Below are 24364 nucleotides of genomic sequence, written 5' to 3'. Positions count from 1 at the left end.
GGGCGTCCGGCCGGGCGGGGACAATCGGTGCCATGGGACATGTGGAAGCAGCGCACCTGGAGTACTACCTGCCGGACGGGCGGGCGCTGCTCGGCGACGTCTCCTTCCGCGTCGGTGACGGCGCGGCCGTCGCGCTCGTCGGGGCGAACGGCGCGGGGAAGACCACCTTGCTGCGGCTGATCTCCGGCGAGATCGCCCCGCACGGCGGCGCCGTCACGGTCAGCGGCGGGCTCGGCGTGATGCGGCAGTTCGTCGGCAGCGTCCGCGACGACTCGACCGTCCGCGACCTGCTGGTCTCCGTCGCCCACCCGCGGATCCGGGCGGCCGCCGCGGCCGTGGACGCGGCCGAGCTGGCGATCATGGCGCAGGACGACGAGCCCGCGCAGATGGCGTACGCGCACGCGCTCGGCGACTGGGCGGAGGCGCGCGGCTACGAGGCCGAGACGCTGTGGGACATGTGCACGATGGCCGCGCTCGGCGTCCCGTACGAGCGGGCCCAGTGGCGCGAGGTGCGGACGCTGTCCGGCGGCGAGCAGAAGCGGCTGGTGCTGGAGGCGCTGCTGCGCGGCCCCGACGAGGTGCTGCTGCTGGACGAGCCGGACAACTATCTGGACGTCCCCGGCAAGCGCTGGCTGGAGGAGCAGATCGCGCAGACCCGCAAGACCGTGCTGTTCGTCAGTCACGACCGCGAGCTGCTGTCGCGTACCGCCGAGAAGATCGTCAGCGTCGAGACCGGCCCGACCGGCGCCACCGCGTGGGTGCACGGCGGCGGTTTCGACACCTTCCACGCCGCCCGCAAGGAGCGCTTCGCCCGCTTCGAGGAGCTGCGCCGCCGCTGGGAGGAGGAGCACGCCAAGCTCAAGGCGCTCGTGCTGCGGCTGCGGCAGCAGGCGGCGAACAGCCCCGACATGGCCTCCCGCTACCACGCGGCGCAGACCCGGCTGAAGCGCTTCGAGGACGCGGGCGCCCCGCAGGAGCCGCCGCGCGAGCAGGAGATCAGCATGCGGCTCAAGGGCGGCCGTACCGGGGTGCGCGCGGTCACCTGCGCGCAGCTGGGCCTCACGGGTCTGATGAAGCCCTTCGACCTGGAGGTCTTCTACGGCGAGCGGGTCGCGGTGCTGGGCTCCAACGGCTCCGGCAAGTCGCACTTCCTGCGGCTGCTGGCCGGGGACGAGGGCGTGGCGCACACCGGCGAGTGGAAGCTGGGCGCGCGGGTCGTGCCGGGCCACTTCGCGCAGACCCACGCCCACCCGGAGCTGGCCGGGCGCACCCTCGTGGACATCCTGTGGGCCGAGCACGCGCGCGACCGCGGCCGGGCGATGTCGGTGCTGCGCCGCTACGAGCTGGAGCGGCAGGGCGACCAGCCCTTCGACAAGCTGTCCGGCGGGCAGCAGGCCCGCTTCCAGATCCTGCTCATGGAGCTGCAGGGCACCACCGCCCTGTTGCTGGACGAGCCCACCGACAACCTGGACCTGGAGTCCGCGGAGGCCCTCCAGGAGGGTCTGGAGTCCTACGACGGCACGGTGCTCGCGGTGACGCACGACCGCTGGTTCGCCCGTACCTTCGACCGCTTCCTGCTCTTCGCGGCGGACGGCACGGTACGCGAGACGAAGGAGCCGGTGTGGGACGAGCCGCGGGTCGTACGGGAGCGGTGAGGGCCGCGGCGGGGGGCGCGCCGGGCCCGTCACCCGAAGGGGCGCGTTTTGACCCTGCCGGGGGCGCCCGGGTATCCTCCTGGTTTGTTATGCGTATTGGCTTGCTCTATCTCACGTGAGGGGCCCTTACGCCGGTCCACCGGGCCGATGACCAGCGGCAGGGACACGGTTGCGTCGCCGTGTGCCGCCATGGCTGTCGTGATCGTCCGGGTGGCCTTGTCAGGACCCTTCTTCCGCGGCCCGCGGGCGAGCGGGAGAAACCACTACTGAGAAGAAGCGAAGGCTACGACCGTGCGTACGTACAGCCCCAAGCCCGGCGACGTTCAGCGCCAGTGGCACGTCATCGACGCGCAGGATGTTGTCCTGGGCCGTCTGGCGACACAGGCCGCTACCCTCCTGCGGGGCAAGCACAAGCCCATTTACGCGCCCCACGTGGACACCGGCGACTTCGTCATCGTGATCAACGCCGACAAGATCCACCTCTCGGGCAACAAGCGCACCCAGAAGATGGCCTACCGCCACTCCGGCTACCCGGGCGGTCTGCGCTCGGTGCGCTACGACGAGCTGCTCGCCAAGGCTCCGGAGAAGGCGATCGAGAAGGCCGTCAAGGGCATGCTCCCCAAGAACTCCCTGGGCCGTCAGATGCTCTCCAAGCTCAAGGTCTACTCGGGCGACCAGCACCCGCACGCTGCTCAGCAGCCGGTGCCGTTCGAGATCACCCAGGTCGCGCAGTAGTTCCGGCCACCAGCTACCAGAAAGAATCAGAGGAGAGTCGTGGCTGAGACCACTGCCGAGAACGTTCTCGAGGGCGACGAGTCCTACGAGGAGATCACCACCTTCGAGTCCGAGGCCGTCGAGGGGGAGTACACCTCCGAGTCGCTCGCCTCGCGCTTCGGCGACCCGCAGCCGGCCGCCGGCACCGGCCGCCGCAAGCGTTCCATCGCCCGCGTCCGGATCGTCCCGGGCAGCGGCAAGTGGAAGATCAACGGCCGCACCCTTGAGGGCTACTTCCCGAACAAGGTGCACCAGCAGGAAGTCAACGAGCCCTTCAAGGTGCTCGAGCTGGACAACCGTTACGACGTCATCGCCCGCATCAGCGGCGGCGGCATCTCCGGCCAGGCCGGTGCGCTGCGCCTGGGCGTCGCCCGTGCGCTCAACGAGGCGGACGTCGACAACAACCGCGGCCCGCTCAAGAAGGCCGGCTTCCTGACCCGTGACGACCGCGCGGTCGAGCGGAAGAAGGCCGGTCTGAAGAAGGCCCGCAAGGCGCCGCAGTTCAGCAAGCGCTGATCCGGCGGCGCGCTCCGCGCCGTCGGCCCCGCGGCCTGGCCCGGCCCTTCGGCTGGGCCATACGCGCGGTCGCCGTCGCCGGCGGCACGCCGTAGCCGTATCGCAACGCCCCGGAGGCACACCATGGCCTCCGGGGCGTTCGCATGGGGCGCCGCACGCGTATAAATCGGGTTGTACGACGTTCGCTTGTGCGACATCGGGTTGTACGACTGGTACAACCAAAGAGAGGGCGTCGGGCGTCAAAGAGCTGTCACGCCTGTGTCGGGACGACGCAGGCGGCACCGGACGGCGCGCAGGCCCGAGCCGCACGACGCGCCGCGGGCGCGCCGCAGGCGCAGCACATCGCCGAGACGGCAGCGCAGCCGTAACACATCGGAGGACACAACAGTGGGACGACTCTTCGGCACCGACGGGGTGCGGGGCATCGCCAACGCGGATCTCACCGCCGAGATGGCGCTCGGCCTGTCCGTCGCCGCGGCGCACGTACTCGCGGAAGCGGGCAGCTTCGCCGGACACCGGCCCGTCGCGGTGGTCGGGCGCGATCCGCGCGCCTCGGGCGAATTCCTGGAGGCCGCCGTCGTCGCGGGCCTCGCGAGCGCGGGTGTGGACGTCCTGCGGGTCGGTGTGCTGCCCACCCCGGCGGTGGCGTATCTCACCGGCGCGCTGGGCGCCGACCTCGGCGTCATGCTGTCCGCGAGCCACAACGCCATGCCCGACAACGGCGTGAAGTTCCTCGCCCGCGGCGGTCACAAGCTCGACGACGAGCTCGAAGAGCGCATCGAGACGATGTACGAGGAGCACCGCACCGGCGCCCCCTGGGTGCGCCCCACCGGCGACGGCGTCGGCCGGGTCCGCGACTACGACGAGGGCTTCGACCAGTACGTCGCCCACCTCATCGGCGTGCTGCCCAACCGCCTGGACGGCGTCACGGTCGTCCTCGACGAGGCGCACGGCGCCGCGTCCCGCGTGTCGCCCGAGGCCTTCTCCCGGGCCGGTGCCGAGGTCGTCACGATCGGCGCCCGCCCCGACGGCCTCAACATCAACGACGGCTGCGGCTCCACCCACCTGGAGCCGCTCAAGGCCGCCGTCCTGGAGCACGGCGCGGACTTCGGCATCGCCCACGACGGCGACGCCGACCGCTGCCTGGCCGTCGACGGCAACGGCGAGGAGGTCGACGGCGACCAGATCCTCTCCATCCTCGCGCTCGCGCTGCGCGAGCGCGGCCAGCTGCGGCACGACACCGTCGTCGGCACGGTCATGTCCAACCTGGGCTTCAAGCTCGCCATGGAACGCGAGGGCATCACCCTCGTGCAGACCGCGGTCGGCGACCGCTACGTCCTGGAGTCCATGAAGGAGCACGGCTACGCGCTCGGCGGCGAGCAGTCCGGGCACGTCATCGTCCTCGACCACGCCACGACCGGCGACGGCACGCTGACCGGCCTGCTGCTCGCCGCCCGCGTCGTCGAGACCGGCCGTTCGCTGGCCGACCTGGCGTCCGTCATGCAGCGCCTGCCGCAGGTGCTCGTCAACGTCCCCGACGTCGACAAGAGCCGCGTCCACACCTCCGCCGAGCTGGGCGCCGCCGTCGCCGAGGCCGAGGCCGAGCTGGGCGACACCGGCCGGGTGCTGCTGCGCCCGTCCGGCACCGAGCCGCTGGTACGCGTCATGGTGGAGGCCGCGGACATCGACCACGCCCGCGCGGTCGCCGGCCGCCTGGCCGACGCGGTGAAGTCGGCGCTGGGCTAGCCGATACCCGGGCGGCGCCCGGCGGGGGCCTTCGCCTCCGCCGAGCGCCGCTGCCTTTCCAGCAGGACCTTCTGCGTCAGCAGCGTCAGGGTGCCCGCGCACACGATGCCCGCGAGGTTCACCGCGAGCTGGACGGACGAGCCCCACGTCTCGTGCCAGGAGCCGTACGCGATCGCCAGCGCCGCGTTCGCGGCGGCCGGCACCGTCGTCACCGAGATCGCCACGCCGACGAGCGCGCCGGACTTCGCCGACGTCAGCGACAGCATCCCGGCGATGCCGGCCAGGAACGCCACGACGAACGAATCCCACGTCGGCTGCCAGATGAACTGCGTGGCCGGGTGCGGGGCGAAGAAGCGGGCCTGCGAGAACAGGCCCAGGCCGTTCATCGCGTACGCGAAACCGCCGGTGATCAGCATCGCGGCGGGGAAGCCCAGCGCCACCGCGATCAGCGACCGCGTCACCAGCCGCGGCCGGCGCCGCACCAGCCCCGTGCACACCCCGGCCAGCGGCCCGAACTCCGGGCCCACCACCATCGCGCCGACGATCAGGATCGAGCTGTCCAGCATCACGCCGTACGCGGCGAGCATCGTCGCGACCGTCAGGAACGCCAGGTAGGTGACGGTCAGGGTGGACTCCTCGTGCGTCGCCTCGACCAGCGACTCCCAGACCACCGCGTCCGCGCCCTCGCCCGGCGCCTCCTTCTCCGCGTCGTCCGCGCTGCGCGACAGCGTCACGTCGACCGTCTCGACCGCGATCGAGCCCGTCTCCGCCACCCCCAGCTCCCGCAGGGCCGCGAGCAGCGGATCGGCGGCCTCGCGCGCCACGTCGCACGTCAGCACATCGCCCACCGGGTCGTACGCGGCGCCCCTGACCACGGTCAGATGCGTGGCGCCTGGTGTCTCCGACACCAGCGCGGCCACCGCCTCGGTCCGCTCGGCGGGCACGATCATCCGCAGGTGCAGCACGTCCCGGCCCTCCTAGAGCTTGCGCAGCGACAGGCGCCGGACCTTGTGCGCATGGTCCTTGCGCAGCACGAGGGTGGCGCGGCCGCGGGTGGGGAGGACGTTCTCCTCCAGGTTCGGGCGGTTGATCGTGCGCCAGATCATCCGCGCGTAGTCCATCGCCTCCGGCTCGGCCACCCGGGTGTACTTGGTGAAGTACGAGTCCGGGTTCTGGAAGGCCGTCTCCCGCAGCTTCCGGAAACGGCCGAGGTACCACTGCTCGACGTCCTCGGTGCGGGCGTCGACGTAGACGCTGAAGTCGAAGTAGTCCGCCAGGCCCGCCCGCGTACGGCCGTCCCGCCCCGGCAGCGCGGGCTGCAGCACGTTCAGGCCCTCGACGATCAGGATGTCCGGGCGGCGCACCACCAGCCGCTCGCCGGGGACGATGTCGTACGACAGGTGCGAGTACACCGGAGCGGTGACCTCGGGCGTGCCGGACTTCACATCCGCCACGAAGCGGGTCAGCGCGCGGCGGTCGTACGACTCAGGGAAGCCCTTGCGCGCCATCAGGCCGCGCCGCTCCAGCTCCGCGTTCGGATACAGGAAGCCGTCCGTCGTGACCAGCTCGACCCGCGGGTGCTCGGGCCACCGCGCCAGGAGGGCCTGGAGGAGGCGGGCGGTCGTCGACTTCCCGACCGCCACACTGCCGGCCACGCCTATCACGAAGGGCGTCCCCGGCTGCGGCGTCGCGCCGTCGTCCGAGGTGCCCGCGAGAAAGGTGTTGAGCGCGCCGCGCAGGCCGCTGTGCGCGGCGATGTAGAGGTTGAGCAGGCGGGAGAGCGGGAGGTAGACCTCCTCGACCTCCGCGAGGTCGATGACGTCGCCGAGACCGCGCAGCTTTTCCACCTCGTCGGCGGTGAGCGGGAGCGGCGTCCGGTCGCGCAGGGCGCTCCACTGCTCCCGCGTGAGGTCGACGAACGGGGTGGGAGTGGGGGGCTTGTGGCCTGCGGCCGGGCTTGAGGTGGTCGAGGGTGTCGGCACGGATGCATTTTCGCAGCGCGGGGGTTTCGCTCCGGGGTGGGGGTGGGGGTGGGTTGCCCGGCGGACCGCGACAACGCACCCCGGGCGCAGAGCCGGGCACCCCCCGGGAGGGGCTATGCCTCGGCGATGACCACCGCGGAGGCGACGCCCGCGTCGTGGCTGAGGGACAGGTGCCAGGTGCGGACGCCCAGCGTGGCGGCCCGCGCCGCCACCGTGCCCTTGACGGTGAGGCGGGGACGGCCGGACTCCTCGGCGACGACCTCCGCGTCGAGCCAGCTCAGCCCGGCGGGGGCGCCGAGGGTTTTCGCGAGGGCTTCCTTCGCGGCGAAGCGGGCGGCGAGGGAGGCGATGCCGCGGTCCTCGCCGGAGGGGAGCTTGAGCTCGTCCGGGGTGAAGAGGCGTTCGGCGAGGCCGGGGGTGCGGTCGAGTGCGGCGCCGAACCGCTCGATCTCCGCGACGTCGATGCCCACTCCGATGATCACGCCGATCAGCTTAGAGGTGCCCGGCGGGTGGCGGGTCCGTATGGTCGGAGGAAAGGCGGACGGGAGGGTGACCGGATGAGGTACGCGCACACGGTGCAGGCCGTACGGGACGCCGAGGCGGTGCTCATGGCGCGGCTGCCGGAGGGGGCGCTCATGCAGCGGGCCGCCGCCGGGCTCGCGGCGGTGGGGGCGGACGTGCTGGGGCGGGTGTACGGGCGGCGGGTCGTGGTGCTCGCGGGCAGCGGCAGCAACGGGGGTGACGCGCTCTTCGCCGCGGCGCGGCTGGCCCGGCGGGGGGCCGGGGTGACGGCGGTGCTGCTGGCACCGGAGCGGGCGCACGCCGAGGGGCTGGCGGCGTTGCGGGCGGCGGGCGGCCGGGTCGCGGAGGGGCCCGACGCGGTGCGGCGGGCGGACCTGGTGTTCGACGGGATCGTGGGGATCGGCGGGAAGGGCGCGCTGCGGGACAACGCCGCGGAGCTGCTGGACGCCGTGCGGGGGGCGGTCGTGGCCGTGGACCTGCCGAGCGGGGTGGACGCGGACACCGGCGAGGTCGCGGGAGCGGCCGTACGCGCCGACGTGACGGTGACCTTCGGGACGTACAAGCCGGGGCTGCTGGTCGATCCGGGGGCCGGGCGGGCCGGGGCGCTGCGGCTGATCGACATCGGCCTGGAGCCGGGCGCGCCCGAACTGGAGGCGCTCCAGCACGCCGACCTCGCGCGGCTGCTGCCGCGGCCCGCGGGGGAGAGCGACAAGTACCGCCGGGGCGTGGTCGGTGTGGTGGCCGGGTCGGACCGCTATCCGGGGGCGGCCGTGCTGGCCGTCTCCGGGGCGCTGCGGGCCGGGGCCGGGGCCGTACGGTACGTCGGCGGGGGCGGCCCCGCGGTGCTGGCGCGGCATCCGGAGGTGCTGGTGTCGAGCGGTTCGCCGCATGCCGCGGGGCGGGTGCAGGCGTGGGTGGTCGGGCCGGGGCTCGGTGACGACGCGGGGGCGCGGGCGGCCGTCGCGGAGGTGCTGGCCGCGGACGTCCCCGTGCTCGTGGACGCTGACGGGCTGCGGCTGATGGCGCGGGAGACGGTACGGGCGCGTACCGCCCCGACGCTGCTCACCCCGCACGCGGGGGAGGCCGCCGCGCTGCTCGGCCGCACCCGGGAGGAGGTCGAGGGGGCGCGGCTGGCGGCGGTCCGGGAGCTGGCCGGGCACTTCGGGGCGACGGTGCTCCTGAAGGGCTCGACCACGCTGGTGGCGGCGCCCGGCGGCGGGCCCGTGCGGGTCAACGCCACGGGGACGCCGTGGCTGGCCACCGCCGGGAGCGGTGACGTCCTGTCGGGCCTGGCCGGGTCCCTGCTGGCGGCGGGCCTGCCCGCGCTGGACGCGGCCTCCGCCGCCGCCTACCTCCACGGGCTCGCGGCCCGTCTGGCGGGCGGGCCGCTGGCCGCGATGGACGTGGCGGAGGCGATCCCCGCGGCGTGGCGGTCGGCGACGTCCTGACCCGCGGCTCAGTCGGCGGGGCGCAGGGCGCGCAGGGACCGGGTGAAGGCGGGTGTCGCCGCCGCCAGCGGCGCGAAGAAGGCCGCGTCGCAACGCTCCGCGGCGGCGACCGCGGCGTTCGCGAGGTCCCGGCCCTGCGGTGTGGCGGTCAGGGTGCGGGCGCGGGCGTCGTGCGGGTGCGGGGCCCGGGTCAGGAGGCCGCGGGCTTCCAGCGCGCGCAGGACCTGCGAGGTCATCATGGGGTCGGTCGCCGCGTGGTCGGCGAGCCGCCGCTGCGTGACGGGCGCGGGTGCCTCCGCCGCCTGGAGGTAGGTCAGGGACGCGAGCAGCACGAACTGCACGTGCGTGAGCCCGTACGGCTTGAGCGCGGCACGCTGTGCGGCCTGCCACCGGTTGGTGACCTGCCACAGCAGCAGCCCGGTGCTCTCGTCGGCGGACGCGTGCCCGGTCGCGAGCCCGGCGTGCGGCCCGCCCGTACCGGCCGGGCCCGCGTTCTGGGCGGACGGCGTCATGCCGCCTCCGCGACGGCGCGCAGCCGGTCGAGGTCGGGCTGGAGCGACTGCGCGATGCCCTTGCCCAGCGCGAGGTTCCAGATCCGCGCGAGCGGCCCGCGCATCGTCACGGTGACGTCCACCCGGGTGGTCCCCTCAGTGGTGACGGTGACCAGGTGGCGGAAGGTGAGCCGGGCGCCGAGCAGTTTCGAGACGTCCGTGAACTCCTTACCGGGCACCAGCGCCGCTACGACGAACGGCACCTTCGGCGCGCCCTTGGGCTTGAGTTCGCCCTTGGCGCCCTTGACGAACGGGCCCTTGATCCGCACCCATTCGGTGTCGGTGTTCCACTCGGGCCAGGTCTCCATGTCGGCCCAGCGGGCGAAGAAGGCGTCGGGGGCCGCGGAGGACGTGATCTGTGCGGTAGCCAGCGTGATCATGCAATTAGTATGCGCGCATACTAATATGCCGTCAAGGGCACCGGTGCTCAGCGCCTGACACACTGACCTGGATGAACGACATGACGAACCAGCGCGCTCTGGCCCGTATCGACCTCGCCGCCCTGCGGGCGAACGTCGCCGCGCTGCGGGCGAAGGCCCCCGGTGCGGCCTTCATGGCCGTCGTGAAGGCCGACGCGTACGGTCACGGCATGGTGCCGTGCGCGCGTGCCGCGGTGCAGGCGGGCGCCGGCTGGCTGGGCGTGGCTACCCCCGAGGAGGCGCTCGCGCTGCGCGCCGCGGGCATCGGGCCGGAGCAGGCCCGCGTGCTGTGCTGGCTGTGGACGCCGGGCGGGCCGTGGCGCGCGTGCGTCGAGAACGACATCGACGTGACCGTCAGCGCGCAATGGGCGCTCGCCGAGACGGTGGCGGCGGCGCAGGCCGCGGGCCGCCCCGCGCGGATCCAGCTCAAGATCGACGCCGGGCTCGGCCGCAACGGGGCGCAGCCCGCCGAGTGGCCCGCGCTGACGCTTGCGGCGCGGGCGGCGGAGAAGGCCGGGTTCGTCCAGGTCACGGGCGTGTGGGCGCACTTCAGCTGCGCGGACGAGCCGGGCCACCCCTCGATCGCCCGCGAACTCGCGGTCTTCCGGCGGGCCGTCGAGCAGGCCGCGGACGCCGGGCTGGAGCCCGAGGTGCGGCACATCGCGAACTCGCCGGGCACCCTGACGCTGCCCGAGTCGCACTTCGACCTCGTCCGGCCGGGCGTCGCGATGTACGGCATCTCCCCGGTGCCGCAGGTCGGCGACCCCGCCGACTTCGGGCTGCGGCCGGTCATGACACTGGCGGCGCGGCTGGCGAACGTGAAGTCCGTACCCGGTGGCCACGGTGTGAGCTACGGCCACCACTACGTCACACCCGGCCCGACGACGCTTGCGCTGATCCCCGTGGGGTACGCAGACGGTGTGCCGCGGCACGCGTCCGGCGCCGGGCCGGTCCTGGTCGCCGGGAAGTGGCGGACGGTGGCCGGGCGGGTGGCGATGGACCAGTTCGTGGTGGACCTCGGCGGCGACGCCGCGGCCGCGGGCGACGAGGTGCTGCTGTTCGGCCCCGGCGACCGGGGCGAGCCCACCGCGGAGGACTGGGCGCGCGCGTGCGGCACGATCGCGTACGAGATCGTCACACGCATCGGCCCGCGCGTGCCGCGGGTGTACGACGGGTGTGCCTGAGCCGGTGGGAGACGGCGTGAAGTGGGAGCGGGCCGGGCTGGTCGGCGCGGCCATCGGCGTGGTCGCCGCGGGCGCGGCCGCCGGGGTGGCCATCGAGCGGGTCACCGTCGGGCGCGGCGTCCGCCGCAAGGCGCAGCTGGCGCTGGACGCCGCGGGTCCCTACGGCAGCCTGCGCGGGCAGCCGGGCACCGCCGCCGCCGAGGACGGCACCGAGCTGTACTACGAGACGGACGAGCTGGTCGAGGTCCCGGCCGTGGCCGAGCCCGCGCGGCGCGGCTGGCGCCGCCGCCGCGAGAGCGCGCCCGAACCCGAACCCGCGCCGCTCACCGTGGTCTTCTGCCACGGCTACTGCCTCAACCAGGACTCCTGGCACTTCCAGCGTGCCGTGCTGCGCGGCACCGTCCGGGCCGTCTACTGGGACCAGCGCAGCCACGGCCGCAGCGAACGCGGCCGCGACCAGGCCGCGGGCGGCCCGGTCACCATCGACCAGCTCGGCCGCGACCTCAGGGCGGTGCTCGACGCGGCCGCGCCCGAGGGCCCGGTGGTGCTCGTCGGGCACTCCATGGGCGGCATGACGGTCATGGCCTTCGCCGACCAGTACCCGGAGTACGTGCGCGAGCGCGTCGCGGGCGTCGGCTTCGTCTCGACCTCGTCCGGCAAGCTCGCCGCCGTCACCTTCGGTCTGCCCGCGGTCGGCGCGCGGGCCTTCCGGGCGGTCGCGCCGGGCCTGCTGAAGATCATGGGCAGCCAGGCCGACCTGGTCGAACGCGCCCGGAAGGCGACCGCCGAACTGTTCGCGGGCATCATCAAGCGCTACTCGTTCGGCTCGGACGTCGAACCCGGCGTCGAGCGCTTCGCCGAGCGGCTCATCGAATCCACGCCGATCGACGTCGTCGCCGAGTTCTACCCCGCCTTCACCGAGCACGAGAAGGGCGAGGCGCTCGCCGTGTTCGACGGGCTGCCCGCGCTCGTCCTCGCCGGTGACAAGGACCTGCTCACGCCGAGCGCCCACAGCACCGAGATCGCCGAGCGGCTGCCCGCCGCCGAGGCCGTGATCGTGCCCGGCGCCGGCCACCTGGTGACCTTCGAACGCCCCGACGTCGTCAACCCGGCGCTCGCCCGGCTCATAGCGCACGCCGCCGACTCCGTCCGCGCGCCGGTCGGCGACGGGTTGCGCGAGCTGGCCGCCGCGGGCGATGCACAGCCCGTGTACGGCGGGTGACGTGCGGCGGATCGGGGCCGTACGGCGCGTAGGCTTCCCGTACATGGGCACACCGCACGACGACCGCCACCCGACGGGCACGCAGGACCGCCTCCCCCCGGCGATCCGCGTCACCGTACGCACCCCTGAGCGCATGCGCGACCTGGGCCGGCGGCTCGCCGCCCTGCTCGGGCCCGGCGACCTGGTCCTGCTCAACGGGGAACTGGGCGCGGGCAAGACCACGCTGACCCGCGGGCTCGGCGAAGGCCTCGGCGTCCGCGGCGCCGTCACGTCCCCGACCTTCGTCATCGCCCGCGTCCACCCCTCGCTGACCGGCGGCCCTGCGCTGGTCCACGTCGACGCGTACCGCCTCGGCGGCGGGCTCGACGAGATGGAGGACCTCGACCTCGACGTCTCGCTGCCGGAGTCGGTGGTCGTCGTCGAATGGGGCGAGGGCAAGGTCGAGGAGCTGTCCGAGGCGCGGCTCCAGGTCGTCATCGAACGCACCGTCGGCTCCACGCCCGAGGCGGACGACGACGCGCGCATCGTGACCGTGAGCGGCATCGGCCCCCGCTGGTCCACGGTGGAGCTCGCGCCGCTCGCGGAGTAGCCGCCGTCCGGTGCGGGGCGTGACGGTACGTGGCCGCGCGCGGCCGGGCGCGGGGGCGTACGGGGGCATGTGACGGCGTGCGCCGGGAGGGGCGGACGCGCCGGGCGCGCGCGCGTACGCCGGGGGCGCCCGGGGGTGTGCACCGACAGGCTGTCGGGAAGTTGTTGCATACGGGGCCGGGTCGTGATGTCCTGGTTCCGGTACCCCTTGTTAGGGCTGCCTAACTTCCACGGTTCGGGGAGGTCACGATGCCTGTGCCTGCGGCGCCTGCGTTCAAGGACGTGCTGGCCTCGGCGGAGGCCGCGCGCCTCGTCTCCACACCGCCCCCACCCCCGCCGGCGACCCCGCCGGCTCCCCCCGCGAAGGTCCCCTCCCAGGACGCGGCGTAACTCTTCCGGGTGAGCCCCGGGGGCTGCCACCTACGGCCGTACCGGGATCTTCTGCCGCTGGTGGGCTGGTCGCGCAGTTCTCCCCCAGGCTCCGCCCGGGAGGTGCCCCCACGCGCCCCTAAAAAAGCTCACCCTGCGCGGCAGGAGCTCGCTCACGCCGCGCAGGGCAACACACCAGGGGCGCGGGGAACTGCGCGCGCAACCCACCACCGGGGGACGGTCGCGGCGGCCACCGCAAGGGGCAGCCCGGAGCGTCAGGCCATGACGTTGATCGCAAGACCCATCGTCGCGAACTGCCACATCGCATCCGTGTCCGCCCGCGACGCGCGGATCGCCGAGCTGTGCGCGCCCGCCTTCGGCAGGGAGCCGTCCACCGCGGCGCTGAAGCCGATGTTCGCCACCCCGCGGGTCGCGAAGAGCACCGTGTGCTCGACCTGCTTCCCGTCGCCGCCCGTACCGAGGTCGCGGCGGAAGAACACGTGGTGCAGCCCCTTCGTGGGGGTCACGTCACCCGCGACGACCGCGTACGTGCGCTGCACCTTGTTGCCGTCGTCGACGAGCCACACCCGCTGCTGGCCGACGCTGTAGACGACGCGTTTGCCTATGCCCGAGTGCGGCGGCAGCGGGTACGACTTCGGTGTCGGCTTGACCGTCGCGGACTTCTTCGGCGGCGGGGCCGAGTGCGCGGCCGGTGTCTTGGGGGCGGAGCCCGACGCCTGGGCCGCGAGGACCGCGATGATCGCGATGGCGCCCGCGGTCAGCCCGGTGACCATGGTGCCGGCCTTGACTGCCACGGGGTGTCCTCCACTCGGGTTGCGCTCTCGCTCCCCGTTGACGGTAGCAGCCGCTGCGACCGGCGGAACGTGTCCGCGGGCGCTGCCCGTACCCTGGGGGCGTGCTGCTGCTTGCCTTCGACACCGCCACGCCCGCCGTGACCGCCGCCCTGCACGACGGGGAGCGGGTGCTCGCCGAGTCCACGGTGGTGGACGCGCGCCGGCACGGCGAGTTGCTGGTGCCCGCCGTCGACCGGGTGCTGTCCGCCGCGGAGCGCGGGCTGGACGACGTCACCGGCGTGGTCGTCGGCGTCGGACCGGGCCCGTACACGGGTCTGCGCGTCGGCCTGGTCACCGCCTCCGCGTTCGGCGACGCCCTCGGCGTCCCCGTGCACGGTGTGTGCACGCTCGACGGGCTGGCGTGGGCCGCGGGGGAGGCGGGGCTCGCCGGGCCCTTCACCGTCGCGACGGACGCCCGTCGCAAAGAGGTGTACTGGGCGCGCTACGACGGCCCCACCGCGCGGGTGACCGAGCCCGCCGTGGACCGGGCCGCCGACCTCCCGGCGGACGTCCGCGCGCTGCCCGCGGTCGGCGCGGGCGCCGCGCTCTACCCCGACGCCTTCCCGGACCGCCGCCCCGAGCCCGCGCACCAGTCGGCCGGGGCGCTCGCCGCGCTCGCCGCCCACCGGCTCGCGACCGGCGCGCCCTTCCTGCCGCCGCTGCCGCTCTACCTGCGCCGCCCGGACGCGCAGGTGCCGGCCGGCTACAAGGCGGTCCTGCCGACGTGAGCACGGCCCTCGAAGTGGTCCTGCGGGACATGCGGTGGTGGGACCTGGACCGCGTCATCGGCCTCGAACACGACCTCTTCCCCGACGACGCCTGGTCGCGCGGCATGTTCTGGTCGGAGCTGGCCGACGCCCGGCACCCGGCGGCGACCCGCACGTACCTCGTCGCGGAGTCGCCCGAGGGCCGGCTCGTCGGATACGCGGGGCTCGCCGCGGTCGCCGGCACCGGCGACGTGCAGACCATCGCGGTGGCCCGCGACCACTGGGGCACCGGGCTCGGCGCGCGGCTGCTCGGGGCGCTGCTCCAGGCGGCGACGGACGCGGAGTGCCGCGAGGTGCTGCTGGAGGTGCGGGTCGACAACCCGCGCGCGCAGCGGCTCTACGAGCGGTTCGGCTTTGAACCGATCGGTGTCCGCAAGGGCTACTACCAGCCGGGCAACGTCGACGCGCTCGTCATGCGCCGCGCCGACCCGGCACCCACCCACGACAACGGCTGAACCAACGGCTGAGGAACGAACCCATGGCTGACGAACCCCTCGTACTCGGCATCGAGACCTCGTGCGACGAGACCGGTGTCGGAATCGTGCGCGGGCACACGCTGCTCGCGGACGCCGTCGCCTCCAGCGTCGACGAGCACGCCCGCTACGGCGGCGTCGTCCCCGAGGTCGCCAGCCGCGCCCACCTGGAGGCGATGGTCCCGACGATCCAGCGGGCCCTGAAGCAGGCCGGGATCAGCGCCCGCGACCTCGACGGCATCGCCGTGACCGCCGGACCCGGCCTCGCGGGCGCGCTGCTCGTCGGGGTGTCGGCGGCGAAGGCGTACGCGTACGCGCTCGGCAAACCGCTCTACGGCGTCAACCACCTCGCGTCGCACATCTGCGTCGACCAGCTCGAACACGGCGCGCTGCCCGAGCCGACGATGGCCCTGCTGGTCTCCGGCGGCCACTCCTCGCTGCTGCTCGCCCCCGACATCACCTCCGACGTGCGGCCGCTCGGCTCCACCATCGACGACGCGGCCGGTGAGGCCTTCGACAAGGTCGCCCGCGTCCTCGGCCTCGGCTTCCCCGGCGGCCCGGCGATCGACCGGCACGCCCGTGACGGCGACCCCGCCGCCATCGCCTTCCCCCGCGGCCTCACCGGCGGCCGCGACCCGCTCTACGACTTCTCCTTCTCCGGCCTCAAGACGGCCGTGGCCCGCTGGGTCGAGGCCCGCCGCCGCGACGGCCAGGACGTGCCGGTCGCGGACGTCGCCGCGTCCTTCCAGGAGGCCGTCGTGGACGTCCTGACCCGCAAGGCGATCCGCGCCTGCCGCGACAACGGCGTCGACCACCTGATGATCGGCGGCGGCGTCGCCGCCAACTCGCGGCTGCGCTCCCTGGCCATGGAACGCTGCGAGGCCGCCGGGATCCGGCTGCGCGTCCCGCGCCCCGGCCTGTGCACGGACAACGGTGCGATGGTCGCCGCCCTCGGCGCCGAGATGGTCGCCCGCGGGCGCGCCGCCTCCACCCTCGACCTCCCGGCCGACTCCTCCCTCCCCGTCACGGAGGTCTCCGTCCCCGGCCACACCCACGAGCACGTCCACGAGGTCTCCGCCGAGAACCTCTACGGCTGAGCGATGCCCCTGACCCTGATGTGGGAGGCTGCCGCCGCCCCCGGCTCCGGCCCCGCCCTCCTCGCCTGGGCCCGCGCCGCCGCCCCGCCCGGCCCCCACCTGCGCCGCGAGTTCTTCACCGCCCCCGGCGACCGCGTCCTCGTCCTGACCTGGTGGCCCTCCGCCGAGGACGCGGTGGAACTCCCCTCCCCACCGGAGGAGCTGATCCGCCGCGACGTCCACCGCTGGCGCTTCACCTCAGTGGCGGTGGAGCAGCCCTAACCCGGTGGTGGCGGCGCCGGGCGGTGTGCGAGCCTGCTGCTCCCATCCGCCGACCGGGGGACCTCGGATGACCCGCGACGAAGCGCTCAAGCAGCTCGACGACATAGGCCGCGAGCAGGCGTTCGGCCGGTACACCGGCTCCGACCGGCTCATCCAGGCAGGTCTGGACGCCCTTCTCGCCGACGTCGACGCCCCGTCCCTCGCTCTCCTGGCCGGCCTCCTGAAGCGGGAGGAGCCCGAAGCCCACGCGCTCTTCGACGACGTCCTGGACGAGCTGGGCCTCCGCTTCCACCCGCCCGCCGACCCCGTCGCCGCGCAGTGGGCGCTGGCCACCTGGACCGCCGCCCGCATCGCAGAGGGCTCCCTCGACCCGGCCGCCGGTGCGTACGACATCTGGAGCGTCGCCATGGAACTCGGCTACCCCGAGGAGCTGCAGGAGCTGGTGATCTGCGCGAACAACCTCGACGACTGGAGCGACAGCTGGAACGTCTCCCACGACCACTTCCGCACGGAGGCGGTCGAGGCGGCCCGCCGCTACCTGGCCGGACGGCCCCCGGAGGAGCTGAGGGGATGCTGACCGTCTCACCTGTCCTGGAGACCCCGGAGGTCCGGGACTTCCCCTTCTGGCCGGTGGCCGGCTTCCCGCCGTACACGTTCGCGCCGCTGTCGGGGCGGATGACGGGGCCCGAGGTGGGCAGCGCGCTGGCGATGCTCGCCGACTACAACGCGCGGGCGGGCGACGGCGACTACCCCACGGACGCCGAGGGCCTGATCCGCGGCCTGCTGGAGACGGAGAAGATCCTCGCCCCGGGCGGCCTGCGCCTCCACGACACCGCGACCGGCGTCAGCGTCCTCCCCGGCTGCTGCTGCGGCCTGGAGGACTGGCGCGAATGGCTCGCCGTCCCGGACGGCGCCTCCCCCTGGCTCGGCCACGACCCGTCCCCCCACGTCGAACACGCCCCCGGCCTCGTCCGCGTGTGGCCCGACACCCCCGCGAAGACCGCCCGGCCCCTGCACTTCCCCCCGAGTGCCCTCCCCCCACTCCTCCACGCCGTCCAGCGGGATCTCCGCGGCTTCCTCTCCCTGGCCGTCCGGTGGGCCGTCCACCACGTTCCGTCCCTCGCGGACGGCCTGGCGGCGGCCCTGGACGCGGGTCTGGACGTCGGCGCACCGCCGGCCTCGGGGTGACCGGGCGGCCCGACCGCTGCCGCCGGGTCAGCCGCGTCGCGACCAGTCCGCGTCCAGTCGGTCGGTCAGGTCCGCGGCCGTGAAGGCGGCGAGGAGGTCCTCGCGGCCCTCGGTGAAGTGGGCCCAGCTGTCGTGGTGGACCGGGACGACGCGGCGGGCGGCGAGGATGCGGGTGGCCTCGGCGGCCTGGGCGCTGTCGAGGACGAGCGGGGCGCCGTCGAAGAGGGCGGGGAAGCGGGGGGCGCCCGCGAAGAGGACGGCGGTGTCCACGGGGGCGAAGCGCGCGGCGATCTCCCGGACGGCGTCGAGAGAGGCGTTGTCGCCGCTGACGTAGACCGTCGGCAGGCCCTCCCCGGTGAGGACGAAGCCGACGACCTGGCCGGTGGACGGCTCGACCTGCTCGCGCGGGCCCGGACCGTGGACGGCGGGCACGGCGGTGACGGTGACGGTGCCGCCGCTCGGGCGCTTCAGCTCGACCGTCTCCCAGTCGGCCAGGCCCCTGACCCGCTCCCCGAGGCTTCCGCCGAGGCGTTCGCCGCCGCCGGGGGTGGTCAGGGTGAGGGGGACGTCGGCGAGCAGGGCGCGGCCGGAGTCGTCGAGGTTGTCGGCGTGCTCGTCGTGGGAGAGCAGGACGACGTCGAGGGGGCCGAGGTCGGCGGGGGTTCCGGCGGCGGGGGCGGTCTTCGTCAGGAGCGGGCGGCCGGGCCGTCCGTACTCGCCGGGGCCGTCGAACGTCGGGTCGGTCAGGAAGCGCAGGCCGCCGTACTCGAACGCGGCGGTCGGGCCGCCGAACGTGCGGACCGGGAACTGGTCGGCGGTGGGCTGGGACATGGGTCTCCCTCGTTTCTCACGTGAAAACATCGCGTTTTCCGTGAGAGCAGCCTAGGTTGGCATCACGGAAAAACGCAAGCGCTACCATGAGGCCCATGGACGTCACCCCGGCCACCGGCACCGCGCAGCCCGCGCTGCCCCCCGCCCCCGGCGCCGATCGGTACCGCTCCCTCGACTTCGCCGACACCACCGCGACCCTGCCCGCCGGGCAGAGCCACGACCTGCTCGCGACCCCCGAGTCCGCCACCCGCTGGCTCACCGCGCACGACCTGATCGGCCCGGACGTGCGCGTCTACGAGATCTGCACGCAGCGGATGCGCACGCTGCGCACGCACGTACGCGCCCTGTTCGCCGCCCGCATCGACGGCTCCGCACCGCCCGAGGCGTCCCTGCGCGCGCTGAACACGGCCCTCACCGCCGTCCCCACCGCGCCCCTGCTCGCCTGGAGCGAGGCCGAGGGCCCGCACCGCGTCCAGGAGCACCCCGTCGACGAGGCCGTCAACCACGTGCTGGCCGCCCTCGCCGCCGACGCCGCCGACCTGCTCACCGGCCCCGACGCAGGCATCCTCGCCGCCTGCGGCTCCGCCCCTTGCGACCGCTTCCTGCTGCGCACCCACGGCCGCCGCCACTGGTGCTCCACGCGCTGCGGCGACCGCGCCCGCGCCGCCCGCGCCTACGCCCAGCGCGGGGCCGCCTCCGGCTGACGGCGGGGGAGAATGGGCGGGTGACGCCCGAGGACCTGGAAATACTGCTGGCGCCCAGTGGGCAGGAACTGCTCGCGGGGCTGCGCGGGCACGACCCCGCCGACGACCTCGCCGTCGCCACCCGGCTGCGGCGGACGTACGAGGCCCCGCTCGTCGCCGCCGCCCTCACGCAGACGCGGCTGCGGCAGCGCGGCGCCGCGAAGTTCGGGGCCGACGCCGAGCGCATGTACTTCACGCCGCACGGCCTGGAGCAGTCCACCCGGGCGACGGTCGCCGACCACCGCGCCCGGCGCTTCGCCGCGTCCGGGGCCGGGAGCGTCGCCGACCTGTGCTGCGGGGTGGGCGGTGACGCCATCGCCCTGCTGCGGGCGGGCCTCGCCGTCACCGCGGTCGACCGCGACCCGCTGACCTGCGCGGTCGTCCGGGCGAACGCCGACGCGCTGGGCCTGGGCGAGCGGCTGGAGGTCGTGTGCGGGGACGTCGCGGATGTCGCGGACGTCGGCGCCGGGGCCCGCGACGGGGTCTTCGTCGACCCCGCCCGCCGCACCGCCCGCGGCCGCGTCTTCGACCCCGAGGCGTACTCCCCGCCCCTGTCCTGGGCCCTGGCGGCGGCCGCGAAAGGCTCCCCGGGCGCGGTGAAGGTCGCGCCGGGCATCCCGCACGAGGCCGTACCGGAGGGTGCGGAGGCCGAGTGGATCTCGGACGGCGGCGACGTCAAGGAAGCGGTGCTGTGGTTCGGTGCGGGCGGTGCCGGTGGGCGCCGCGCGACCCTGCTCCCCTCCGGTGCCACCCTCATCGGCCGCGGTCTGCCCGACCCCCCGGTCCGTCCGGTCGCCCGCTACCTCTACGAGCCCGACGGCGCCGTCATCCGCGCCCACCTCGTCGCCGAGGCCGCGCAGGAGCTGGACGCCGCCCTCATCGACCCGACCATCGCCTACGTCACCGCGGACGACCTGCGCCCGACCCCGTACGCCACCGCGTACGAGATCACCGACGTCCTCCCCTTCCACCTCAAGCGCCTCAAGGCCCTCCTGCGCGAACGCGAGGTCGGCATCCTGACGGTGAAGAAGCGCGGCTCTGCCGTCGACCCCGAAGACCTCCGCCGCCGCGTCCGCCCCCAGGGCCCGAACTCCGCGACGGTCTTCCTGACCCGCGTGGCGGGGGCCCCCACGATGCTCCTGGGGCACCCGGCCGCCGGGTGACGGGCTACCGCCGAGCGGGGCTCCGGCTCGGGATGTCACTCCCTGGAATCGAACAAATCCGCTATGTGTCCGCCTTCTGCTACCGTGGGCGGGCACAACAAAAACGGCCCCTTGCGGGGCCGTCAACCCGAGATGCTCGCGCCCTCGGGGGGGTATGGCTGCCACACTATCACGTTCCTCCTCGGCGAGACATGTCACGTCACGCGAGGGAGCGCGCATGGGGAGGACGGCCGTCCTCGTCGACGGTTTCAACCTGTACCACGGCATGAAGAAGCAGCGCGGACGGCGCTATCTGTGGCTGGACCACGTGGCCCTGGCCGGAAAGCTGCGGCCCCGGGACGAGATCGTCGATGTCCGCTACTTCACCGCCGCCGTCCTCGACGACGCCGGCGCCGCTCAGCGGCAGCAGACGTATCTGGACGCTCTGACGACGCAGAACCCGGCTGTCCTGACGGTGGTTCACGGTCGCTACCAGCGCAAGCGCAGGCAGTGCCGCGGTTGCGGGGCGGCCTGGACCACTTACGAGGAGAAGGAGACCGACGTCAACATAGCCGTCGCGCTGACGGAGATCGCGGCGTCGTCGAGCATCGACACCGTGCTGGTCGTCAGCGCGGACAGCGACCTCTGCCCGGCGGTCCGAGCCGCTCGCCGGGTGAACCCGGGCATGACCGTCGTCCCCGCGTTTCCGCCGCACCGGCGTTCGGGAGAGCTGGCGGCGCTGCTTCCCTCCGCCTTCACCATCGGCGAGACGAAGCTGCGGCAGTCCCAACTGCCTCCCGTCGTCATCAGTCCCGTGACAGGGACCAAGTACGTACGCCCCACGTACTGGCAGTAGCCGCCGGTGCCCTGCGGCTCCTCCGCCCCAGCCGGTGCCCACCCCGGAAACGGCGAACGCCCGCCACCCCCCGGGAGGGGGTGGCGGGCGTCGTGGCCCGGTGAGGGGTCAGTGGGAGTGGCCGTGGCTGTGGCCGGCGGCCGCCTCGGGCTCCTCTTCCTTCTTCTCGACGACCAGGGTCTCGGTCGTGAGCAGGAGGGAGGCGATCGACGCGGCGTTCTCCAGGGCGGAGCGGGTGACCTTGACCGGGTCGATGACGCCGGCCTTGACCAGGTCGCCGTACTCGCCGGTGGCGGCGTTGAAGCCGTGGCCCTTGTCGAGCTCGGCGACCTTGGAGGTGATGACGTAGCCCTCCAGGCCGGCGTTCTCGGCGATCCAGCGCAGCGGCTCGACGGCGGCGCGGCGGACGACGGAGACGCCGGTGGCCTCGTCGCCGTCCTTGCCCAGGTTCTCTTCGAGGACCTTGACGGCGTGGACGAGCGCGGAGCCACCGCCGGAGACGATGCCCTCCTCGACGGCCGCGCGGGTCGCGGAGATCGCGTCCTCCAGGCGGTGCTTCTTCTCCTTCAGCTCGACCTCGGTGGCCGCGCCGACGCGGATGACGCACACGCCGCCCGCGAGCTTCGCGAGGCGCTCCTGGAGCTTCTCGCGGTCCCAGTCGGAGTCGGTGGTGGCGATCTCCGCCTTGATCTGGGAGACGCGGCCCTCGATCTCGGACTTGTCGCCGGCACCGTCGACGATGGTGGTCTCGTCCTTGGTGATGGTGGCGCGGCGGGCGGAGCCGAGCAGGTCCAGGCCGGCCTGGTCGAGCTTGAGGCCGACCTCCTCGGCGATGACGGTCGCACCGGTGAGGGTGGCGATGTCGCCGAGCATGGCCTTGCGGCGGTCACCGAAGCCGGGCGCCTTGACCGCGACGGCGTTGAACGTGCCGCGGATCTTGTTGACGACCAGGGTGGACAGGGCCTCGCCCTCGACGTCCTCGGCGATGATCAGCAGCGGCTTGGAGCCACCGGCCTGGATGACCTTCTCCAGCAGCGGCAGCAGGTCCTGGATCGAGGAGATCTTGCCCTGGTGGATGAGGATGTACGGGTCGTCGAGGACGGCCTCCATCCGCTCCTGGTCGGTGACGAAGTACGGCGAGAGGTAGCCCTTGTCGAAGGCCATGCCCTCGGTGAACTCCAGGTCCAGCCCGAAGGTGTTGGACTCCTCGACGGTGATGACACCGTCCTTGCCGACCTTGTCCATCGCCTCGGCGATCAGCTCGCCGACCTGCTTGTCCTGCGCGGACAGCGCGGCGACGGCGGCGATGTCGTCCTTGCCCTCGATCGCACGCGCGGTGGCCAGCAGCTCGTCGGAGACGGCCTTGACCGCGGCGTCGATGCCCTTCTTGAGGGCGGCCGGGGAGGCACCGGCGGCGACGTTGCGCAGGCCCTCGCGGACCAGCGCCTGGGCCAGCACGGTCGCGGTGGTGGTGCCGTCACCCGCGATGTCGTTGGTCTTGGTCGCCACCTCCTTGACGAGCTGGGCGCCCAGGTTCTCGTACGGGTCCTCCAGCTCGACCTCGCGGGCGATCGTCACACCGTCGTTGGTGATGGTCGGCGCGCCGAACTTCTTGTCGATGACGACATTGCGGCCCTTGGGGCCGATGGTCACCTTCACGGTGTCGGCGAGCTTGTTGACGCCGCGCTCCAGGGCGCGACGGGCGTCCTCGTCGAACTTCAGAATCTTGGCCATGCCTGCGAACTACCTCGTCTACTCGTCTAACACGTCGTCACGGACGAAAAGGACGGCGGAACAACCCCGCCCCGGGGACCCGGCCTCAAGGACACGGACACCCGGGGCGGGATCAAGGGCTTGTGCAGCCGGGACTTACTTCTCGACGATCGCGAGAACGTCGCGGGCCGAGAGGACGAGGTACTCCTCGCCGTTGTACTTCACCTCGGTGCCGCCGTACTTGCTGTACAGCACGACGTCGCCGACGGCGACGTCGAGGGGCAGCCGCTGGCCGTCCTCGAAGCGGCCCGGACCCACGGCCAGGACGACGCCCTCCTGGGGCTTCTCCTTGGCGGTGTCCGGGATGACCAGGCCGGAGGCCGTGGTCTGCTCGGCGTCGAGCGGCTGGACCACGATGCGGTCCTCAAGCGGCTTGATGGCAACCTTGGTGCTGGCGGTCGTCACGATCCGACCTCCCCCTTCAAAGGGCTCACGGGAGTGTCTGTCAGGGTCGGCGACCTGGTAGGCCCGTCGTCGCGGGTGCCGGACCTGCCTCGTCGCTGAGTTCTGGCACTCAGGCTCGCTGAGTGCCAGAAGTGAGCGTAGGCCGCTCTTAGCACTCGGTCAAGCGGAGTGCCAGCCGTGTGCGTGGCGGAGGAACGTACGACCGAGGATCGTTCAGCCGCGCTTGGGGTCGTAGCGGCGGCCCGCCGTCGTGGAGGCGGCGGCGAACAGCCGCGACGGGACGTGCCGGGCCAGCGCGACCGCGGCCTTGTAGCGGACGTCCGGGACGCTCACGACGCGGCCGCGGGCCAGGTCGCGCAGCGCGGCGGAGACCACCGCGTCCGCGTCGAGCCAGGCGAACCGCGGCAGCCGGCTCGCGTCCATGCCGGCCCGCTGGTGGAATTCGGTGCGGACGAAGCCCGGACACAGCGCGAGGAAGCGGATGCCGGAGCCGCGCAGGTCGAGGGCGGCGCCCTCGGTGAAGCGGACGACCCACGCCTTGCTCGCCGCGTACGTGCCGCGCGGCATGAACGCGGCGACCGACGACACGTTGATCACGAAGCCGCGCCCGCGCTCGCGCATGCCCTCGGTGGCGGCCGCGGTGAGCCGCAGCACCGCCTCGCAGTGCAGTGTGAGCATGCGCAGCTCGTCGCCGATCGGGGCGTCGGGGAAGCGCCCGCTCTGGCCGAAGCCCGCGTTGTTGACCAGGACGTCCACCGGCGGCAGGACGGGGCTGCGCAGCCGCTCCTCGACCGCAGCGATGCCGGCGTCCCCGGCGAGGTCGGCCTGCAGGATCTCGACGTCGACGCCGTAGCGCCCGCGCAGCTCCTCGGCGCGCTCGCCGAGCCGTACCGCGTCGCGCGCGACGAGCACCAGGCCGTGCCCGTCGGCGGCGAGCCGGCGGGCGAAGGCCGCGCCGATGCCGGCCGTCGCGCCCGTGATGAGGGAAGTCGTCATGC

27 protein-coding genes are annotated in these 24364 nt (G+C 73.7%); 17 read left to right on the top strand and 10 right to left on the bottom strand.

The features are described from left to right. Positions 1 to 32: 32 nt before the first annotated feature. From ACH4PY_RS22020 to glmM, 4 genes are all read left to right on the top strand, one after another. Positions 33 to 1655: an ABC-F family ATP-binding cassette domain-containing protein gene (locus ACH4PY_RS22020; protein WP_398185324.1), complete on the top strand. Its 1623-nt coding sequence runs from the start codon at positions 33 to 35 to the stop codon at positions 1653 to 1655. A gap of 291 nt (positions 1656 to 1946) precedes the next feature. Beyond that, positions 1947 to 2390, top strand: coding sequence for a 50S ribosomal protein L13 (gene rplM / locus ACH4PY_RS22015; RefSeq protein WP_398185321.1), 444 nt, complete (start codon positions 1947 to 1949; stop codon positions 2388 to 2390). A 39-nt stretch (positions 2391 to 2429) separates the two neighbouring features. After that, positions 2430 to 2945: a 30S ribosomal protein S9 gene (gene rpsI / locus ACH4PY_RS22010; RefSeq protein ID WP_398185318.1), complete on the top strand. Its 516-nt coding sequence runs from the start codon at positions 2430 to 2432 to the stop codon at positions 2943 to 2945. Positions 2946 to 3332: 387 nt separating this feature from the next. Continuing rightward, on the top strand, positions 3333 to 4691 hold the full coding sequence (glmM, locus tag ACH4PY_RS22005; RefSeq protein WP_398185314.1) for a phosphoglucosamine mutase: 1359 nt from the start codon (positions 3333 to 3335) through the stop codon (positions 4689 to 4691). Here the strand turns inward: glmM and ACH4PY_RS22000 are convergent. The 3 genes from ACH4PY_RS22000 to ACH4PY_RS21990 form a co-directional block, all read right to left on the bottom strand. Beyond that, positions 4688 to 5656, bottom strand: coding sequence for a DUF389 domain-containing protein (locus tag ACH4PY_RS22000; protein WP_398185311.1), 969 nt, complete (start codon positions 5654 to 5656; stop codon positions 4688 to 4690). The two genes, glmM and ACH4PY_RS22000, sit on opposite strands and share 4 nt — an antisense overlap. Before the next feature lie 12 nt (positions 5657 to 5668). After that, complete coding sequence (gene coaA, locus ACH4PY_RS21995; RefSeq protein WP_398185308.1) at positions 5669 to 6673, bottom strand: type I pantothenate kinase; 1005 nt, start codon at positions 6671 to 6673, stop codon at positions 5669 to 5671. A gap of 113 nt (positions 6674 to 6786) precedes the next feature. Further along, positions 6787 to 7155, bottom strand: coding sequence for a holo-ACP synthase (locus ACH4PY_RS21990; RefSeq protein WP_398185305.1), 369 nt, complete (start codon positions 7153 to 7155; stop codon positions 6787 to 6789). Positions 7156 to 7230: 75 nt separating this feature from the next. Here ACH4PY_RS21990 and ACH4PY_RS21985 point away from each other — a divergent pair, with 75 nt between their 5' ends. After that, on the top strand, positions 7231 to 8643 hold the full coding sequence (locus ACH4PY_RS21985; RefSeq protein WP_398185302.1) for an NAD(P)H-hydrate dehydratase: 1413 nt from the start codon (positions 7231 to 7233) through the stop codon (positions 8641 to 8643). Between the two features lie 8 nt (positions 8644 to 8651). Here ACH4PY_RS21985 and ACH4PY_RS21980 read toward each other — a convergent pair whose 3' ends face one another. Together ACH4PY_RS21980 and ACH4PY_RS21975 are read right to left on the bottom strand one after the other, a co-directional pair. After that, on the bottom strand, positions 8652 to 9155 hold the full coding sequence (locus tag ACH4PY_RS21980; protein ID WP_398185299.1) for a MarR family winged helix-turn-helix transcriptional regulator: 504 nt from the start codon (positions 9153 to 9155) through the stop codon (positions 8652 to 8654). Beyond that, positions 9152 to 9574 carry an SRPBCC family protein gene (locus ACH4PY_RS21975; protein ID WP_398185296.1) on the bottom strand — a complete coding sequence of 141 codons (423 nt, stop codon included), beginning with the start codon at positions 9572 to 9574 and terminating at the stop codon, positions 9152 to 9154. The genes ACH4PY_RS21980 and ACH4PY_RS21975 overlap by 4 nt, the downstream gene beginning before the upstream one ends. Positions 9575 to 9645: 71 nt before the next feature. On the opposite strand from ACH4PY_RS21975, the gene alr reads away from it, so the two are divergent. From alr to tsaE, 3 genes are read left to right on the top strand one after another with little or no spacing between them, the layout of a single operon-like run. Next, the gene (gene alr, locus ACH4PY_RS21970; RefSeq protein ID WP_398185293.1) at positions 9646 to 10797 is read left to right on the top strand and encodes an alanine racemase; all 1152 of its coding nucleotides are present in this window, start codon (positions 9646 to 9648) and stop codon (positions 10795 to 10797) included. After that, complete coding sequence (locus ACH4PY_RS21965) at positions 10790 to 12019, top strand: alpha/beta fold hydrolase (RefSeq protein ID WP_398185291.1); 1230 nt, start codon at positions 10790 to 10792, stop codon at positions 12017 to 12019. The genes alr and ACH4PY_RS21965 overlap by 8 nt, the downstream gene beginning before the upstream one ends. 43 nt (positions 12020 to 12062) lie before the next feature. Next, positions 12063 to 12608 carry a tRNA (adenosine(37)-N6)-threonylcarbamoyltransferase complex ATPase subunit type 1 TsaE gene (tsaE, locus tag ACH4PY_RS21960; protein ID WP_398185288.1) on the top strand — a complete coding sequence of 182 codons (546 nt, stop codon included), beginning with the start codon at positions 12063 to 12065 and terminating at the stop codon, positions 12606 to 12608. Between the two features lie 643 nt (positions 12609 to 13251). On the opposite strand, the gene ACH4PY_RS21955 is transcribed toward tsaE, so the two are convergent. Continuing rightward, positions 13252 to 13791: a hypothetical protein gene (locus ACH4PY_RS21955; RefSeq protein WP_398185285.1), complete on the bottom strand. Its 540-nt coding sequence runs from the start codon at positions 13789 to 13791 to the stop codon at positions 13252 to 13254. Positions 13792 to 13892: 101 nt separating this feature from the next. On the opposite strand from ACH4PY_RS21955, the gene tsaB reads away from it, so the two are divergent. The 6 genes from tsaB to ACH4PY_RS21925 all read left to right on the top strand — a co-directional run bounded on the left by tsaB (position 13893) and on the right by ACH4PY_RS21925 (position 17616). Then, positions 13893 to 14558, top strand: coding sequence for a tRNA (adenosine(37)-N6)-threonylcarbamoyltransferase complex dimerization subunit type 1 TsaB (tsaB, locus tag ACH4PY_RS21950; protein WP_398185282.1), 666 nt, complete (start codon positions 13893 to 13895; stop codon positions 14556 to 14558). A gap of 29 nt (positions 14559 to 14587) precedes the next feature. After that, on the top strand, positions 14588 to 15052 hold the full coding sequence (gene rimI / locus ACH4PY_RS21945) for a ribosomal protein S18-alanine N-acetyltransferase (RefSeq protein WP_398185861.1): 465 nt from the start codon (positions 14588 to 14590) through the stop codon (positions 15050 to 15052). 23 nt (positions 15053 to 15075) lie between these two features. Continuing rightward, positions 15076 to 16167 (top strand): tRNA (adenosine(37)-N6)-threonylcarbamoyltransferase complex transferase subunit TsaD, encoded by a 1092-nt coding sequence (gene tsaD / locus ACH4PY_RS21940; protein ID WP_398185279.1) that lies wholly within the window; start codon positions 15076 to 15078, stop codon positions 16165 to 16167. Positions 16168 to 16170: 3 nt separating this feature from the next. Continuing rightward, a complete protein-coding gene (locus ACH4PY_RS21935; protein ID WP_398185276.1) occupies positions 16171 to 16428 on the top strand; it encodes a hypothetical protein in 258 nt (85 codons plus the stop codon). A 67-nt stretch (positions 16429 to 16495) separates the two neighbouring features. Beyond that, complete coding sequence (locus tag ACH4PY_RS21930; protein ID WP_398185274.1) at positions 16496 to 17005, top strand: hypothetical protein; 510 nt, start codon at positions 16496 to 16498, stop codon at positions 17003 to 17005. After that, on the top strand, positions 16999 to 17616 hold the full coding sequence (locus tag ACH4PY_RS21925; RefSeq protein ID WP_398185271.1) for a hypothetical protein: 618 nt from the start codon (positions 16999 to 17001) through the stop codon (positions 17614 to 17616). Before ACH4PY_RS21930 ends, ACH4PY_RS21925 begins: the two co-directional genes overlap by 7 nt. A gap of 27 nt (positions 17617 to 17643) precedes the next feature. Here ACH4PY_RS21925 and ACH4PY_RS21920 read toward each other — a convergent pair whose 3' ends face one another. Then, the gene (locus ACH4PY_RS21920) at positions 17644 to 18447 is read right to left on the bottom strand and encodes an MBL fold metallo-hydrolase (RefSeq protein WP_398185268.1); all 804 of its coding nucleotides are present in this window, start codon (positions 18445 to 18447) and stop codon (positions 17644 to 17646) included. Between the two features lie 95 nt (positions 18448 to 18542). Here ACH4PY_RS21920 and ACH4PY_RS21915 point away from each other — a divergent pair, with 95 nt between their 5' ends. The 3 genes from ACH4PY_RS21915 to ACH4PY_RS21905 all read left to right on the top strand — a co-directional run bounded on the left by ACH4PY_RS21915 (position 18543) and on the right by ACH4PY_RS21905 (position 21188). Then, positions 18543 to 19151, top strand: a complete 609-nt coding sequence (locus tag ACH4PY_RS21915; protein WP_398185266.1) for a CGNR zinc finger domain-containing protein — start codon at positions 18543 to 18545, stop codon at positions 19149 to 19151. A 20-nt stretch (positions 19152 to 19171) separates the two neighbouring features. Beyond that, positions 19172 to 20353, top strand: a complete 1182-nt coding sequence (locus tag ACH4PY_RS21910; protein WP_398185264.1) for an SAM-dependent methyltransferase — start codon at positions 19172 to 19174, stop codon at positions 20351 to 20353. 217 nt (positions 20354 to 20570) lie between these two features. Then, positions 20571 to 21188 (top strand): NYN domain-containing protein, encoded by a 618-nt coding sequence (locus ACH4PY_RS21905; protein ID WP_398185261.1) that lies wholly within the window; start codon positions 20571 to 20573, stop codon positions 21186 to 21188. Between the two features lie 108 nt (positions 21189 to 21296). Here ACH4PY_RS21905 and groL read toward each other — a convergent pair whose 3' ends face one another. The 3 genes from groL to ACH4PY_RS21890 form a co-directional block, all read right to left on the bottom strand. After that, on the bottom strand, positions 21297 to 22922 hold the full coding sequence (groL, locus tag ACH4PY_RS21900) for a chaperonin GroEL (RefSeq protein WP_398185258.1): 1626 nt from the start codon (positions 22920 to 22922) through the stop codon (positions 21297 to 21299). A gap of 135 nt (positions 22923 to 23057) precedes the next feature. Further along, positions 23058 to 23366, bottom strand: a complete 309-nt coding sequence (groES, locus tag ACH4PY_RS21895; RefSeq protein WP_031516465.1) for a co-chaperone GroES — start codon at positions 23364 to 23366, stop codon at positions 23058 to 23060. 213 nt (positions 23367 to 23579) lie between these two features. Continuing rightward, positions 23580 to 24362 carry an SDR family NAD(P)-dependent oxidoreductase gene (locus ACH4PY_RS21890; protein ID WP_398185254.1) on the bottom strand — a complete coding sequence of 261 codons (783 nt, stop codon included), beginning with the start codon at positions 24360 to 24362 and terminating at the stop codon, positions 23580 to 23582. Between the last annotated feature and the right edge of the window lie 2 nt (positions 24363 to 24364).

The sequence above is a fragment of the Streptomyces sp. NPDC021224 genome, assembly GCF_044332905.1.
GTDB lineage: Bacteria > Actinomycetota > Actinomycetes > Streptomycetales > Streptomycetaceae > Actinacidiphila.
The sequence above is the reverse complement of the archived record's forward strand: the minus strand, read 5'-3'. Positions and strand labels throughout refer to the sequence as shown.